This is a genomic window from Stenotrophomonas sp. C-A, assembly GCF_054030835.1.
Window position 1 is genome coordinate 950,113 of sequence record NZ_CM132916.1, and the last position, 13,855, is coordinate 963,967.

Annotated in this window: 22 protein-coding genes and 2 tRNA genes; 3 read left to right on the forward strand and 21 right to left on the reverse strand. The window is 64.4% G+C overall.

Annotated elements, in window-relative coordinates:
* Window positions 1-2 precede the first annotated feature (2 nt).
* The 21 genes from ACW5IY_RS04380 to ACW5IY_RS04480 form a co-directional block, all read right to left on the reverse strand.
* A complete protein-coding gene (locus tag ACW5IY_RS04380) occupies window positions 3-209 on the reverse strand; it encodes a hypothetical protein (protein ID WP_049397854.1) in 207 nt (68 codons plus the stop codon).
* Entirely contained in the window at window positions 197-1,030 is an 834-nt protein-coding gene (locus ACW5IY_RS04385; protein WP_004154583.1) for a hypothetical protein, read from the reverse strand. Before ACW5IY_RS04385 ends, ACW5IY_RS04380 begins: the two co-directional genes overlap by 13 nt.
* Entirely contained in the window at window positions 1,027-1,176 is a 150-nt protein-coding gene (locus tag ACW5IY_RS04390; RefSeq protein WP_160314061.1) for a hypothetical protein, read from the reverse strand. The genes ACW5IY_RS04385 and ACW5IY_RS04390 overlap by 4 nt, the downstream gene beginning before the upstream one ends.
* On the reverse strand, window positions 1,173-1,463 hold the full coding sequence (locus ACW5IY_RS04395; protein WP_049434075.1) for a hypothetical protein: 291 nt from the start codon (window positions 1,461-1,463) through the stop codon (window positions 1,173-1,175). The genes ACW5IY_RS04390 and ACW5IY_RS04395 overlap by 4 nt, the downstream gene beginning before the upstream one ends.
* On the reverse strand, window positions 1,460-1,708 hold the full coding sequence (locus tag ACW5IY_RS04400) for a hypothetical protein (protein WP_004154585.1): 249 nt from the start codon (window positions 1,706-1,708) through the stop codon (window positions 1,460-1,462). Before ACW5IY_RS04400 ends, ACW5IY_RS04395 begins: the two co-directional genes overlap by 4 nt.
* On the reverse strand, window positions 1,705-1,830 hold the full coding sequence (locus ACW5IY_RS04405) for a hypothetical protein (RefSeq protein ID WP_258013034.1): 126 nt from the start codon (window positions 1,828-1,830) through the stop codon (window positions 1,705-1,707). The genes ACW5IY_RS04400 and ACW5IY_RS04405 overlap by 4 nt, the downstream gene beginning before the upstream one ends.
* 28 nt (window positions 1,831-1,858) lie before the next feature.
* Window positions 1,859-2,224, reverse strand: a complete 366-nt coding sequence (locus tag ACW5IY_RS04410) for a hypothetical protein (RefSeq protein ID WP_005412414.1) — start codon at window positions 2,222-2,224, stop codon at window positions 1,859-1,861.
* Entirely contained in the window at window positions 2,221-2,559 is a 339-nt protein-coding gene (locus ACW5IY_RS04415) for a hypothetical protein (protein WP_050483582.1), read from the reverse strand. Before ACW5IY_RS04415 ends, ACW5IY_RS04410 begins: the two co-directional genes overlap by 4 nt.
* Window positions 2,541-4,415 carry a DNA polymerase gene (locus ACW5IY_RS04420; RefSeq protein ID WP_065428010.1) on the reverse strand — a complete coding sequence of 625 codons (1,875 nt, stop codon included), beginning with the start codon at window positions 4,413-4,415 and terminating at the stop codon, window positions 2,541-2,543. The genes ACW5IY_RS04415 and ACW5IY_RS04420 overlap by 19 nt, the downstream gene beginning before the upstream one ends.
* 12 nt (window positions 4,416-4,427) lie before the next feature.
* The gene (locus ACW5IY_RS04425) at window positions 4,428-5,078 is read right to left on the reverse strand and encodes a hypothetical protein (protein WP_049434078.1); all 651 of its coding nucleotides are present in this window, start codon (window positions 5,076-5,078) and stop codon (window positions 4,428-4,430) included.
* A 10-nt stretch (window positions 5,079-5,088) separates the two neighbouring features.
* Window positions 5,089-5,337: a hypothetical protein gene (locus tag ACW5IY_RS04430; RefSeq protein WP_005412417.1), complete on the reverse strand. Its 249-nt coding sequence runs from the start codon at window positions 5,335-5,337 to the stop codon at window positions 5,089-5,091.
* A gap of 165 nt (window positions 5,338-5,502) precedes the next feature.
* Window positions 5,503-6,969: a toprim domain-containing protein gene (locus ACW5IY_RS04435; RefSeq protein ID WP_005412418.1), complete on the reverse strand. Its 1,467-nt coding sequence runs from the start codon at window positions 6,967-6,969 to the stop codon at window positions 5,503-5,505.
* A 151-nt stretch (window positions 6,970-7,120) separates the two neighbouring features.
* Window positions 7,121-7,300, reverse strand: coding sequence for a hypothetical protein (locus ACW5IY_RS04440; protein ID WP_049434079.1), 180 nt, complete (start codon window positions 7,298-7,300; stop codon window positions 7,121-7,123).
* A complete protein-coding gene (locus tag ACW5IY_RS04445) occupies window positions 7,297-7,683 on the reverse strand; it encodes a helix-turn-helix domain-containing protein (protein WP_004154592.1) in 387 nt (128 codons plus the stop codon). The genes ACW5IY_RS04440 and ACW5IY_RS04445 overlap by 4 nt, the downstream gene beginning before the upstream one ends.
* Before the next feature lie 11 nt (window positions 7,684-7,694).
* On the reverse strand, window positions 7,695-8,057 hold the full coding sequence (locus ACW5IY_RS04450) for an N-acetylmuramoyl-L-alanine amidase (protein ID WP_004154593.1): 363 nt from the start codon (window positions 8,055-8,057) through the stop codon (window positions 7,695-7,697).
* Entirely contained in the window at window positions 8,058-8,495 is a 438-nt protein-coding gene (locus ACW5IY_RS04455; RefSeq protein ID WP_160314062.1) for a RusA family crossover junction endodeoxyribonuclease, read from the reverse strand.
* Complete coding sequence (locus ACW5IY_RS04460; RefSeq protein ID WP_004154595.1) at window positions 8,479-9,144, reverse strand: hypothetical protein; 666 nt, start codon at window positions 9,142-9,144, stop codon at window positions 8,479-8,481. Before ACW5IY_RS04460 ends, ACW5IY_RS04455 begins: the two co-directional genes overlap by 17 nt.
* Entirely contained in the window at window positions 9,144-9,302 is a 159-nt protein-coding gene (locus tag ACW5IY_RS04465; protein WP_154267700.1) for a hypothetical protein, read from the reverse strand. Before ACW5IY_RS04465 ends, ACW5IY_RS04460 begins: the two co-directional genes overlap by 1 nt.
* A complete protein-coding gene (locus ACW5IY_RS04470; protein ID WP_049397849.1) occupies window positions 9,302-9,586 on the reverse strand; it encodes a hypothetical protein in 285 nt (94 codons plus the stop codon). Before ACW5IY_RS04470 ends, ACW5IY_RS04465 begins: the two co-directional genes overlap by 1 nt.
* Entirely contained in the window at window positions 9,579-9,722 is a 144-nt protein-coding gene (locus tag ACW5IY_RS04475) for a hypothetical protein (protein ID WP_005412422.1), read from the reverse strand. Before ACW5IY_RS04475 ends, ACW5IY_RS04470 begins: the two co-directional genes overlap by 8 nt.
* Before the next feature lie 44 nt (window positions 9,723-9,766).
* On the reverse strand, window positions 9,767-12,202 hold the full coding sequence (locus ACW5IY_RS04480; RefSeq protein ID WP_457327027.1) for a DNA-directed RNA polymerase: 2,436 nt from the start codon (window positions 12,200-12,202) through the stop codon (window positions 9,767-9,769).
* A 444-nt stretch (window positions 12,203-12,646) separates the two neighbouring features.
* Between ACW5IY_RS04480 and ACW5IY_RS04485 the strand changes: the two genes are divergently transcribed.
* The 3 genes from ACW5IY_RS04485 (at window position 12,647) to ACW5IY_RS04495 (ending at window position 13,724) form a co-directional block, all read left to right on the forward strand.
* Window positions 12,647-12,722 (forward strand) — tRNA-Lys (locus ACW5IY_RS04485).
* A gap of 197 nt (window positions 12,723-12,919) precedes the next feature.
* A tRNA-Lys gene (locus tag ACW5IY_RS04490) sits at window positions 12,920-12,995 on the forward strand.
* 420 nt (window positions 12,996-13,415) lie between these two features.
* A complete protein-coding gene (locus ACW5IY_RS04495; RefSeq protein ID WP_049434082.1) occupies window positions 13,416-13,724 on the forward strand; it encodes a hypothetical protein in 309 nt (102 codons plus the stop codon).
* Window positions 13,725-13,855: the final 131 nt, after the last annotated feature.

Consider the following 13,855-nt stretch of genomic DNA (forward strand, 5'->3'; position numbering starts at 1 on the left):
CGTCACGCGAGCGAGCGTGCGACCAGCCAAGCAACGCCGACAGCGCCGACAGCAGCGGGCCACAGCTTGATACTGGCGGCGTCGCGGTACATGGCACGTTCGAGGGTGTTGAGGCTGCGCCACCACAGCCAGGCAGCGCCGTAGGCGACGAAGGCGAACAGCACGGCCAGCACGGCGACGATGGTGATGAACAGGATCAGGGTTTCCACAGCTTCACTTCCTTGGTCTTGGGGTTGTAGTCGCCGTAGCGCAGGATTCGCGCGAGGCGTGCTTGGCGGATCGCATCGTGCTTCGACAGCGGCTCGGTGCCGCCGCGGGGGATGCGGGTGGTGTAGGTGGTGACGACGGTGTTCCACAGCGCGCCGAGGTGCTCCTCGACGGACGCATCGCGGTACGCCTCGTGGATTGGCATGAGCAGCTCGTCCGCGCCCTTGTGGCCGATGCCGGGGAAGCCGGGGTAGTTGTCCACCTGGTCGCCCGTGAGCACCTGCTTCATCCAGAACAGGTCAGCGTCGTGAGCCGAGATCGGCCGGACGCCCACGTCGGGACGGTTGGGGTTGTAGAGACGGATGCCGGGGATCGTCTGCATGTCCTTGTCGATGGACACGACGATGCGGCTACCTGGCGCGCGCTTCGGATTCGGGTGCGAGGCCAGCAGGCCCAGCACGTCGTCACCTTCCAGGTTCTCGATCTCCACGATCTTGTCGCCGAACTCGTCGTATACGAACTCGTCGAGCACGTACCACAGGGCAGGCTTGTCCTTGCTGGCGCGGTTGAGCTTGTAGGTCGGGTCGATGTCCTTGCGGAAGTTGTGCTTCTTGCAGGACAGGGCCAGCAGGTAATCACGCGCGCCGAACTTCTCGACGATCTCGTCGATGTAGTCCTCCAGCTTCGCCTTCGCGCGCTCGGGCTGGATCGCTTCGACCTTGTTGCCGTCGCCGTTCCAGTCGATGTTCGCGGTGTTCGAGAACGCGAGCTGGTAGCGCAGCACGTCGGCGTCGATCAGCAGCAGGGGGCCGCGCTTGTTCATGCGTCCACCCACTGCCATCCCAGGAACGCCAGCGCGAACCAGCGGTGCAGCCAGTTCGGACGCTCCTTGACCTGCACGAAGAAGTTGCCGCCGATGACCCAGGAACCGGCCGCATGCGGTGGCCGATAGGTCACGTAGGAAGTCATGGCCGCTTCTCCGGGTGACGCTCATACCACGCCTGTAGCTCGGCGGCGTAGCGCTTCATTCCGGCCTGGTACTCCGGGCCGTCGCCGAGCGGGTACTCGTACTCGTCGCAGACGTAATCGCTGGTGGGGATGTACGAGAATCCGCCATTGCTGTTTGGGATCAGCATCAGGCCACTCTCGGTGTGTCCTTTCAGGCACGAGCCGTAATCGGCGCGTGGCGGCCAAGGCTTCATGTCGCACGCAGCGAGGCCAGCGCACAGCGCCAGGATCAGAAGTGCGCGCTTCATGCCATGCTCTCGTGTACGGCGACCCAGCACTTCTCGCCAACGCGGCGGATGAAGTAGATCGCGGTGTTCCACTCCACGGGGCGCAGCATGCGCTCCGTGCAGCACGGGCACTTGGCGTTGTAGGCGTGAACCTCGGGCTGGTGTTCGAGCACAGCCACGCGGTAGGTAGTACACGGAGCGATCAAGCGGACATCGCCGTCAGCGGGGCCGCCAATGAAATGCACGCGAAGCTGATTCTCGTTCATCGGTTCGATTCCTTGAGGACTTCCAGGGCGCTCGCCTTGTCGGCGTTGCAGCGCAGGAGGCCGTCCTCGGCGTTGCCGCCGAAGCGGTAGAGGTCGTAGGTGGTGGTGGTCGGGTCAGCCATCACGGCGTCGAGTGAGGAGTGCGTGCCCTCAATGACGGTCGGCTGGAGGAACTGCTCCGGCACGACTTTCGAGGTGTGCGCGGCGCAGCTCGTCAGGAATGCGGCGAGACAGGTAATCGCCAGTTTCCGGGTCAGCATTTGCTGCAATCTCCACAGAGCGGTTGGTGGTGGCGCGGGCGTTCCGCAGCGCTGCATCGAAGGCAGAGCGGCGCACGGCTTCGCGGTTGAGGGTCTCGACGGTCTGCTTGAGGTCGGCCAGTTCCTTTGCCGACTCCTCCAGCTCCGTCACGCGCTGGGCCATTGCGGTGTACTTCCAGGCTGCGAAGCCGCCAGCCGCGAGCGCGGCAACGACCAGCAGCGCCGCGAGGGCGCGCAGGATGTTGGTTGGGTTCATCGGTTCTCTTGGACGTAACAGGCGACTCGCAGAAGCTCCGAGGGAGTCGCGTCGGACTTGATCTGATTCGCGCGTGCGGAGATCACGCGCACGTTGCCCCGGACGTAGCCGAGGTCAGGTTCGATGCGGTCGAGCGTGGGTGAGTTGGGGCCTTGGGCCTTGCGCCCGACAGCGCGGTACAGCGGGATGCCCAGCGCCGGGCAGAAGTCGGGGACCACGATGTCGTCCGACGTGAGGTCGAACGGCAGTCCCTTCCTTGCTGCCCGGCGTTTCGCTTGGCGCACCAGGGCGAGTGCAATGTCCCGCTTGCCGCGGGTCAGTGCGTCTCGGCCCAATTCCTTCCGATCTTGAACTCGCCATCGAGCGGACAGCGGAAGCCGAAGTATTCGCCAGCCTTGCGGATGGCAGCCTGTGCGGTCTTGCCCACGAACTCGGCCTTGTCCTCGTCCACTTCGATCTGCCACTCGTCATGGACGTTGGCGAGGAACTCGTAGTGGACGCCCGGCACCAACCTTGCGGCTTGCAGGTCGGCGTCGAGGATCACCAGGGCTTTCTTCATCACCAGCGCACCGGCCGACTGGAGCAGGGTGTTGAGCGCGGCGTGGTCGCTGCGGATGTGCAGCTTCCGGCCATCGAGACCGATCAGGTATCCCTTCTCGGCCGCGCGCTTCTTGACCCCGCGTACCAGCTTCTCCAGCGCAGGCAGCCCGGCCAGGAACTTCGAGCGGAGCTTCGCCCCGGCCTGGCGACCCTTACCCACGATGGAGCCGAGCTTCGCGTCGCCTGCCCCGTAGAGGAAGGCGTAGATGAAGGTCTTGGCGTTGTCGCGGGTGGGCAGTCCTGCCGCCGATTGGTTGACGGAGTGGATGTCGCCTTCGAGGATGACCTTGGCGTACTCGCCGCCGTCGTGCTTTGCCATGAAGTGCGCCAGGCAGCGCAGCTCCAATCCCGAGGCGTCCGCGCCGACCTGGAGCTTCCCTGTTGGGACGCAGAACAACGAGCGGCACTCGAATCCGTAGCCGCCTTCCTGGCCCTTGAGGATTCCCTTCTCCTTCGAGTGCTGGACCTTCGGCACCTGAGCGATGTTCGGCTTCGAGTGCGTCATGCGGCCGGTCACCGCTGCGTTCTGATTCACGCTGCCGTGGATGCGGCCGTCCTTCTTGATGGCCTTGAGCCACGCCTCGTCGCCTTCGGCGAGCTGGCCGAGGCGCTTGTTGACGATGAAGTGCTCCAGCAGGAGCGGGATGATCGGGAACTTGAGCGCGCCCAGGACTTCTTCGTCGATCTTCGGCTGGCCCTTCTCGGTGAACTCCTGGGGCTGCCAGCCGTACATTGCAGTCAAGCGGTCAGCGATGTGCTGGCGGCTTGCCGGGTTGAACACCACGTCCTTGTAGGTCGTGACCTCCACGCCCTTGACGTAACCGCGGCGCTTGTCGTCGCGCTTCGGTACGAACTTGCGCTTCACCACCTTCCACGGCGGAATGACCTTGCGCAGCTCGGCCTCCAGCGCAGTGCGCCGGGACACGAGGATGCACTCCAGCTCACGCGCCTTCTCCTGATCGAACAGGTAGCCGTAGCGCTGCTGACGCGAGAGGATCGGCGCGACGGCCTGCTCCAGCTCGATGGCCTCGGTGGGGAGGCCCTTGCTCATCAACAACGCGAACAGCGCTTGCGTGACCGCAACGTCCTGGTCGCAGTAGTCGTCCATTTCCTGAGACCACTGTGCCCAGGGGTCGAGGCCGCGTGCGGCCATCTGCGCCGCGTAGTCGCCTTTCCAGCGGCCGAGGCGGTAGCCCCACGCTTCGAGGGAGTGACGGCCGATCAGCTTGCCCGGCAACACCGGGTTCGCTCCCTGCTTCTTGCGGGCCTTGAAGTCGCGGTCCTTGAGGTCCGGGTAGACCAGCGTGGACATCAGCAGCGTGTCGAAGTACGCCTGGACCTTGAAGTCCGGGAACACCTTGGCGATAGCCGGAATGTCGAATCCGGCGATGTTGTGGCCGACAACGCGCTTGGCCTTCTTGAGCCTCTCGACGGCCTGACGGACTGTCATTTCGCCCGTGCCGTGATCGTTGGCGGACAGGATGGGACCGCGCGGTGCGCCGGTCTCATCTACCTCTTGGAGGGAAATGCAGTGGATCGTGTCAAGTTCGTCGAGGAGGCCATTGGTCTCGCAGTCGAATACGAGGATCAACGGCGGTCCTCCTTACGGGTAGCCGTGGTTGGTTACGGGGATTGCGCGGACGCGGCGGCGGGCGCGGAGGATGTACTCCGGCTCGGGGGCCTTCGGCGGCGTGTGGACGCCCTGCGGCGCGTGGCCGGAGAAGTCGTCGTCCTCGAACAGTTCGTCCTGCTCGGGCTGGTCGGGATGCAGCGTGTAGCCGTAGTCCTCGACGTAGTGCGTGATGCGGCGGATGGTGCGCTCGGTGCCGTTGTTGTTCAGCACGAACAGCAGCTTCTCCGATGCGTCGGCAACCGCGCCTTCGAGGGATACGACCACCACCTCGTCGGTGCTGGGTTCGTAGATGGCGACATGGGCGCAGCACCGCAGATCGAAGCGGGCGCAGTGCTCGTGCGGCGTGCCGAACTCGAAGCCGATCAGGCTCACGAGGTGACCCTCGGGCGAGCGGAAGTTGCGGATACCGTTCGGAGCGGCTTCGCTGGTCCAGTCGCTACGGCCGCTCAGGTACGCGGCCACGTAGGTGTAGCTCGCAAGTGACACGAAGAAGCAGTCGATGTCCTTGATTTCGGTCCCGTCGTAGAACGCGCGCAGGCTTCCGCCACCCAGGATGACCAGGTGGCGGACTTCGGCCGGCAACACGTCGAACAGGGACCGAGCGTGTTGCTCGGCAGTCATGGTTGGTCCCTTAGCGGATCAGGTTGGTGAAGCGCTCGGCGACGCGCAGTGCGCGCTCGGCTTCTTCCTCGTGCTCGTCGGCCTGCGAGTGCAGGACATCGGCCTTGTCGCGCAGCGTCGAGGCGGTGGCGATGCGGTCGGCGCTGATCTTGAACAGCTTGTCCACCTGGCCCTCCAGCACCTTCACCACGTCGGTCACGGTGTCCTTGCGGAACGGGGCGGTCAGCAGGTCGATTGCGATGGCGACGATCTCTTTCATTGGGGTAGTTCCTCGGCTTTGATGTGGATGACCACGCGCCGCCCTGGCTTGCCGTACATGACACGGCAGGCTTGGTCGGAGCGCGGGAGTTGGTAGGGGAGAACGAGGCTCTCAGCGAAGGAGAGCGGAGCATCAGCTGGGATGAAGCCGACGACCGAGCGGCCGTCAGTAGTCGGAGGTGGATACATCGGATGACTCGTCGGCGAAGTCGCCGTATTCGCCCGGAGCATCTGCATTGAGCAGACGGCCGGATGCGTGGTCGTAGCTGTAGTAGAGAACCTGGCCGTTCGACTGGCCGGTGAAGCGATCCTTGAGGACGCGGAAGGTCGTGCAGTTGCGCTCGGCCTCGTTCTCGGCCTGCGTGTTGCGCTCCAGGCCGAAGGCGAAGTGCGTCCAGAAGCCGATGGCGCGGCTGCCCTTGAAGTGACGGAGCATCACGCGCCCGCCTTCCTCGTGGGGCTTGCCTTCCGGCGTGGCGAGGTGCGAGACCAGGTAGATGCAGATGAGGTGGCGCTGCGCGAACTGCGCGATCTTCGCCATCGTGTCCTCCAGCATCTTCCGCTCGTCCTCGGCACCGGCCGCGAACGACGTGAGGTTGTCGAGGACGATGTGCTTGACGCCCTCGGCGACGACCATGTGGGCCATCTTGGCTTCGATCACGTCCCACTCGGACGAGCCGAAGTGGTCGTAGATGAACACCTGGCCCTTGTCGAGAATCTCGAACGCGGCTTCCAGTTCCTCCTGCGTCCAGCTCCCATCGGGAACGTGGAAGCGGCGGCCTGCAACCTTGCCTGCCATGCGCTTCGCCGTCTCGACCGGCTGCTGCTCTAGGAAGAACAGGCCAACACGGTCGCCGGTTTCCTGCGCGATGAAGGCTGCTTCCTCCATCAGCCAGTCGGTCTTGCCGATGCCGGTGCCTGCGCCGAAGGTGTAGACCTCGCCGTACCGCTTGCCGTAGGTCAGCGCGGTGAGGCGCGGGTCGTGCCAGGGCATGCCCATCGAGACCGGCTTGAGTGCCTTCTCCTTGAGGGAGCCGAACGTCACCACGCCATCGGGGCGCTTGGTCTGCGCTTCGTAGATGGCGCGAGTGATCGCCTCGGCGTCGCCACGCTGGAGCAGCTCGTTCGGGTCTTTCGCTGGGAGCTGTGCGATCTTGGCCTTGCCGGGAGTCAGCAGCAGCGCCACTTCCTGCGCGGCGGCCTGGCCCGGTTCGTCCATATCGAACATGAGCACAACCTCGTCGAAGCCGTTGACCCACTCCAGCTCGCGCTTGATGGACTTGGCTGCGCCTTGCGCCCCGTTCGGGACGGACACCACCGGCCAGCGGAGGCCGAGTGCCTGCGCCACGGAGAGCGCGTCGATCTCGCCTTCGGTGATGACGAGGCGTCGCCCCGGTTCGTAGAGGTGCTGGCCGAACAGCCCGCACGCCTTCGAGTCGCCGATGAACGAGAACTTCTTGTCGGGGTAGCGGAGCTTCTGCGCGACGATGCCGCCATCGCGCTTGTAGTTGGCGATCTGCACGGTCTTGCCGTGCTTGTCCTTGCCGATCCAGTAGCCGTACTTACGGCATGCTTCCTCAGTGATACCGCGCTTCGCCAGGGCTTGCGGTTCACCCTTCGCAAAGTCGCTCATGGTTTTCCTGCTGGTGGGTTGAGAGACCTCCTCGCCTTCGGCTGGCTCGTAGTGACCGCAGCCGAAGCAGTAGCCGTGCCCGTCGCTGTAGCGCGCAAGGTTGTCCTTGCTGCCGCAGTTCGGGCACGGCTCTTTGTGGAGGTATTCGGAGTCAGCGCTTTGCACGCTCCACGGACCACATGCGCTTGCGGTAGGAAATGCCGAGGCGACGATTCAGCGCACCCTTGACGGTGCGGCCCAGGCCGCGGAAGGGCTTGTCGGCGCTCGCCCATGCGCGCTCGAAAGCCAGGCGCATCGCGGACGGAATGACGGTGGTGGCAGTGTTGGTCATGCGTTCTTCTCCAGCAGGAACTTGGTGAATGCGGCGACTTCTTCGGTCGCATCGTTGGCGTCGAGGCCCAGCTCGTCGGTGCAGTAGTTGCGATACAGCTGGAGCAGCGCATCGACGCGGTACTGCTTCGGAGCGCGGCGCGCTTCCAGGAGCGGAGCCTTGCTGCGGCGCTGACGGCGCGACAGGCGATAGCGCGTGTACCGCTGCCCCGAGGCGTCCTCGCAGGTCTGCGTTTCGATCTCGAAGCCAGCAGCGCGCAGCTCATCGACGCGCGAGGCAAGGCGGCGGATGCGGTAGACGCCTTCGGCCTGCCACGAGGTCAGGTGCGAGTGGCGACGCAGGTGATCCAGGACGACCTGGGTTTGCGGGGGCAGCGGTTTCACGTTGGGTTCTCCTATCGAGGGAAGTCAGGTGCCCACACGACGGGCTTGCCGTAGGCGGCGAGCAGGCGTCGCAGCGCGGCGTGTTGGGCTTCGGTGAAGTTGTCCTCGGGCTGCATGGCGTCGTTGACGCCGCCCAGGAGGCAGACTTGGTATGCGGATTGGTTGTGCTTACCGGCGAGAGCGCCGGGCTGATTCAGCGGGCGACCGTCGTAGATCGAGCCGTCACGTTCGATGACGAAGTGGACGGCGATCTTCGAGTAGCCCTGCGAGCGGTGCAGGCGTGCGAGTTCTTCGCCGGTCGTGACCTGCTCGGGGCGGGTCATGCTGGCGAGGACGAACAGCGCCTCTACCGATTCCAGAGGTTTGAGGCGCACTTAGAGTTTGTAGAGGTGGACTTCGGTGCGTGGTTCTTCGTCCGGCTGCGCCCAGCGCTTACCGGAGAGCAGCCACATGACTTGCTTGTCGTCGGCCCAATAGCCGGTGGCTTTGGTCACAACGTCCATCGGCCCCTTGGCGAGGTTGTCCACGTCGCCCTTGGGAAACGCGGCCTTCGAGGTCTTGGCGCGTTTGCATACCGCGATGATGACCACTAAAACCGGATCGGTCGGCGACAGGTCCAGGTCACCGGCTGGCAGATGCTTCTCTGCGGCTTCCTTCCAGGTCTTGTAGGTCTTGCCGTAGTAGACGCCCCAGCGCGAAACCTTCGGGCGCGAGGCGGGCACCGGGTCAAACGGGAACGTGAGGGAGGCCAAATGCTCGGCCCCCCTCGCGGTGTCCACGATGACCGACAGCGGATCAGTAGTCGCCGTCATCGCCCTCGTCGTCGGAGTCGCTGTCGTCGTCCGAGTCGTCATCGCTGTCGCTGAACGGCGCGCTGTCGGCGGCCTCGTAGCCGTCCTCCTCGCCGAAGCCGTAGTCCTTGGCGTTGCGCTGGCCGAACTCGACCAGCTCGATCACCTGGACGGCGACCATGTAGCAGGTCAGGTAGAACTTCTTGGCCGATTCGACGAACGAGCCGCCGATCTCGTAGGAGACCTTGAGTTCGCTGCCGCCGCCGATCTGCGGCGGGTTGTCGATCTTCTTGCCGCGGGCGTCGAAGATGTCCGGGCGCATGGTGAACTTCTTGCCGGTGCGCTTGCTGACGCCGCTGGCCTTCATCTTGAACTTCACCAGCACGCGGCCGGTGTCATCGCCGTTCTCGTCGGTTTCTTCGGTGAACACCGGGGCCACTTCGGCACCCTTCTTCTTCTTCGGGTTCTCGCTCAGGAACTCCTGGAACAGCTCGTCGCGCCGGGTTTCCAGCTTCTTCGCCAGCGCCTTGAAGTCCTTGTCGTTCGGGTCGAACGCCAGGCTCACGGTGTATTCGCCTTCCGGCTTGAACTTGGTGTCCGGTTCGTTCAGGCGCGGCCACACTGCGGTGCCCTTGGGGGAGACGAATCGTTCGCGCTTCTTGGTTGCCATCAGTTGTCGGTCTCGTAGTTGGTCGGGAGATAGATGCCCGCGCGCCACAGGTCAGCGGCGGCGGTCAGCGGGGTGTCGGCGGAAATGCCGAAGGCTTCGTCGATGTCGAAGCCGATGAGCGCCTCGTCGATGAAGGCGTCGGTGATCGGGTCACGCATCACGGGTAGTGCGGTTTCAGCTCGCGCTCCGCGTAGCGGCGCACGGCGTTGAGGGTGTTGACCTGCCGGTAGCGGCAGTCCTGCTCCATGCGCGAGACGACCCGCAGCACTTCCATCGGATCGAGGCTGAGCACTTCGCAGAAGTTCTTGAAGGCACACGCCAAGCCGATCACCTGATCGGCCGGGTGGCCGAGGGACTGCACGCTGTCGATCACGACGAAAGCGCCGCGTGCGGCGCTCTCGGCAGAACGTGAGTGCAGTCCGTCGATGACGCGATCACGCACCTGCGTGCAGCTCCGTCATGCGGTGCTTGAACTCCTCGACCGTGCCGTGTTCGGCCGGGTTGTAGATGCCGAGGACCACACCGAAGTGGTCCTGAGCAACGTAGGTGTTCAGTGCGTGCTGGTAGTTGATGCTCATGTGGATGTTCTCGTTTGGGGTATCAATTGCCAAAGGGGGATGGACTAGGCAAAGAAATAGCGCGACTCCAGCACCAGGCTGAGGTCCAGGTCGCCATGCGGCGGGAGGGGTGGGAGTTTCTCTGCCGCTTCTGGCGGGAGCTGCTCGACGAGTTGCTGTCGGAAGTCGGCCAGTACGTCGCCGCTGTACTGATCGACGAACGCCTGTCGGAGTGCGGCGGCGAGGATTGCTGCCTGGCCTGCGTGCGTACCGTAGGAGTCGTGGATCATTGCGAACGACTCGATGCCGTTCTCTGCCGCGAGGCAGGTGGTCAGCATCATGTGGCTGGCGTCGCAGGAGTGGACGAAGTTCGGGCTGATCCCGAGGGTCTGCCTGCGACGGTCGAGCTTAGTACCGCCGATGTTGACCACTAAATTCACCTCGCGGCCTCCGACGTGCGGCCGGATGCGGACGCCTTCCTCCTCGCGGTACTCCTGGAGGACCGGGAAGCCGGCAGGGGTCGTCCAGCTCACCGGCAGGTCGGCCGACGAGGCGACCTTGGAGGCGTCACGCAGCCAGTCCATCGCCGCGCGGGCTGCGATCACCACCTCGCCAATGCACTCCCACAGCAGGGTCGCCAGGTACTCGGCGGTCTCCCAATCGTCCTCCATGCCCAGCTTCTTGAACTTGGAGAGCACCTGGGCGCGCATGCCCGACTTCGTGACGCCGTAGGGCAGCGTCATCACCGGCTGCTTCACGATGTCACGGGTGAGCTGGCCGTCCAGCTTGATCGCCAGCGGGTCGCCGCTCTCGGCACGGGCGCGCAGCTTCTCCTGGGCCACGTCCTTCACGCGCGAATAGATGTCGGCGGGCTTCGGCTGCGGGATCAGGTTGGTGGCTGCGCCGCCCACGGAGTCGCGGAGCATGGCCGAGAAGTTCTGGAGGCCGTTGCAGGAGCCGTCGAGCGCGATGGGCAGATGGGAGACGTGATCGCGGCCGTTGAGGCTGTAGCCGAGCCACTCGAAGCACGCGGCCAGCGCGCAGAACGGGCTGTCGGCGTCCATACAGAAGCGTTGGCCGTCCAGCGGATCGAGGGCGCTGTCGAGAATCTGCTCCTCGTGCTCGCGCACCCAGGCCACGCGCTCCTCGAACGACACCTTGTCCACGCCGAAGCAGTTGGCGACGTGGATGGCGAGCCAGTAGGCACCGTCCTCGCCGAGCGGCACGCCTTGGGCGAACGTCAGCAGGCCCTTGGCCGCATCATCACCCTGCGGGGTCAGCGTCGGGGGCAGGGGGTAGCACCGGCCGCGGAAGTCGAGGTTGTGCGGGAAGTAGATCGCGGGGTACTCGGCGAACTTCTCCGCAAGGGCGATCTTCTGCGCGGCGGCGAGGCGGGTGGACACGCTGCGCGCGTTGGCCTCGTAGACCTTGGCGCGGTCGCGCTTCCATTCCTTGAACTCGTCGGCGTGGTGCTCCTTGAAGTAGTCCGGGTCGGTCTCCAGCAGGGCAGGGCGGCTCGGCAGGTCCATCAGCTCGCGCTCCGGCAGCCCGGCGACACCGCCGCCTGCGTTCCACAGCTCGCGCATGACCTCCAGGACGGGCACGTTCACCTTCCAGGCGGTTGCCTGGATGGCGTTGAGGGCCTGGTAGACGTTGGGCATATCGACCAGCGCCAGCTCGCGCTTGTAGGCGCGGTTGCGGGTACGCACGAGGTCAGCCCGGCCGCCGATGTCGGTCAGGTAGCCGCCGTCGCGGGGCGTGGTCCACGGACGGGGCGGGACGACCATCGGCATCAGCACCGGCTGGTACAGGGCGGCGCTGTCGTGGGCCTTGGTCAGCCAGTCGAGCACCTTCTGATTCCCGGCGATGAGCAGGTGGCGCTTGCCACGCTCGGCCACGGTGACCAGCTCGACCAGCCCGGTCGCCTCGACGAACAGCTCGATGAGCTTCATGCCCACCAGCAGCGCGTCCTTGTCGGACAGGTAGAGGCGCTTGTCGTCCTCGGGGGCGAACTCGGCGTCGGCGATGACGTGCCGCATGACGGCGGTGGAGTGCCGGGCCGAGGTGGACTTCTTGAGCTGCTCCTGGACCACCCGGTACAGGCCGGGGTGCTTCTCGCGGAGCAGGGAGAAGTTGATCTCGTTGGCTACCTCGTGGCCCAGGGTGATCGCCACGGACACCGCCTTGCGGTGATCGGCGACCAGCGCGTTGACGCAGGTGAAGCTGGTCAGATAGGCGAGGGCGTGGGGGTTCAGGTGGCGGATGAACTTGAGGGCGGCGTGGCGCTTGCCCGGCTTGCCGGTGTCGGCTTCGGCCACGAACGCCATGATCGCGGCGGCGGTGGCGTCGATGCTCTCCATGACCAGCTTGCGGCCGGGGCCGGTCTCGGCCTCCTGGCGCTGCTCCCTGATCTTCTCGTAGCGGGCAATGCCCAGGCTGGTGCTTTCCTTCTCCAGTTCGAGCTGGGCGGCGTGCAGGTCGTTCTCTTGCCAAGTCGTCATCGTTTGCCCTCGGGGGATGCAAAAGTCAAAACGGGAGGACCGCACCGGGGGCTGCCCGGTACGGTCCTGAGTGGTTCGGTTGTTGGTCCTGGGTGGACCTATGTGGAACTGTAGTAGTCCTCGGTGGTGAACAGCAATGAGTAGTTCTGAATGGTTGTCCTAGGAGAGGTCCGCCGAAGATGACCACTTTATTCGGCGTCACCTCGCGTCACCTGTGACGGCACTAGGCGTCACCTAGTTGTCACCCGTGATGTCACCTGTTACGATGTGCGTCTCGTAAGTGCTTGCACTTGCTGGGGTTCAAGATCAGCGGAATCAGATTGTGATTCCGGTGGTCGGGGGTTCGAATCCCCTCAGCCACCCCACTGATTCAACCGCATCGGCGCAGCCGAAACGGTATTGCAATAAACAGAAAGCACGCTACAATGTGCGTCTGAGTTTCACGGGCCGTTAGCTCAGTTGGTAGAGCAGTTGACTCTTAATCAATAGGTCCAAGGTTCGAATCCTTGACGGCCCACCAAGACAGAAGCCACCTGGTATTCCAGGTGGCTTTTTTCTTATAAGTGTGACTCCTATCGTTTCGATGGATCACGCGTTGCAGAACCCGCTCGGCGTGGATCTGCAGCAGCAGCGGGACCGCAGTGCTGGTTTCAACCACGTTGAAAAAAGTGCTTGCACCCACCGAGCGGATCGGGTCATAATTCGCGCCCCGATTTCGGGCTGTTAGCTCAGTTGGTAGAGCAGTTGACTCTTAATCAATAGGTCCAAGGTTCGAATCCTTGACAGCCCACCAGACGAAAGCCACTTGGTTCGCCAAGTGGCTTTTTTCTTGCCTGTTCGCCGGGTGGCGTCTGCAGATACCAGCGGTGCCGGCTGGAGTGGAGCCCCCTTGAGTCAAGGGGGCGCGGCGAAGCCGCGGAGACGTGGGGGCCGGTGAAGTGGGGCCCACGCTTTGCCATGCAAAGCGTGGGGCTGCGGCGCGAATGCGCAGCAGCTTCCCCTTGGTTCACCAAGTGGCTTTTTTCTTGCCTGTTCGCCGGGTGGCATTTCATCCACACATGGCGTGGATCTACTGAAGCGATGCTGAAATCAGGGGCATACGCGTCATCAGTGTTTTCAATGCTGTGCGCTGCTTCTCACCGCGCTGCGCCCTTCATCGCACCCAATGGATCTTCCGCGCCGAGGGCGCATGTATGTACGAAGGAAGATCCTGATGGCCGATATGAAGCGACTGCACCGGGGGCTGTGGGTTTCATTTGCGTTGCTGGCGCTGGCGGCCTGCGCGCCGGAACGTGATCCGGCGCAGACCGTGGAGCGCGATGCAGGTACGGAGGCGGTTCCAGCGCGCCCGGTCGGTGACGCCATGCAGATGCAGCCGGCGCAGCCGGTGGAGGGTGAAGCGGCGCCGGAGGCGATGGAGCTGCGTCGCGCCGACGAGGGTGGCGTGGACATCCGCAAGGTGGATGTGGCGGCCGGGCAGGGCGCTGACGCACCTGCGTCCCCTGCCGAGGCGAAGCACTGAGTCGCTGCCGTCCCGAACCGTTGCACGCCTTCGGGACGGCCTTTGGCGCGGGCAATGAGCACGCGGCTGTCATGTTCAGTTTTGTGCAGGCCTTCCGATTCCCGCCGTCGCCTGCGACAATGAATGCCTGT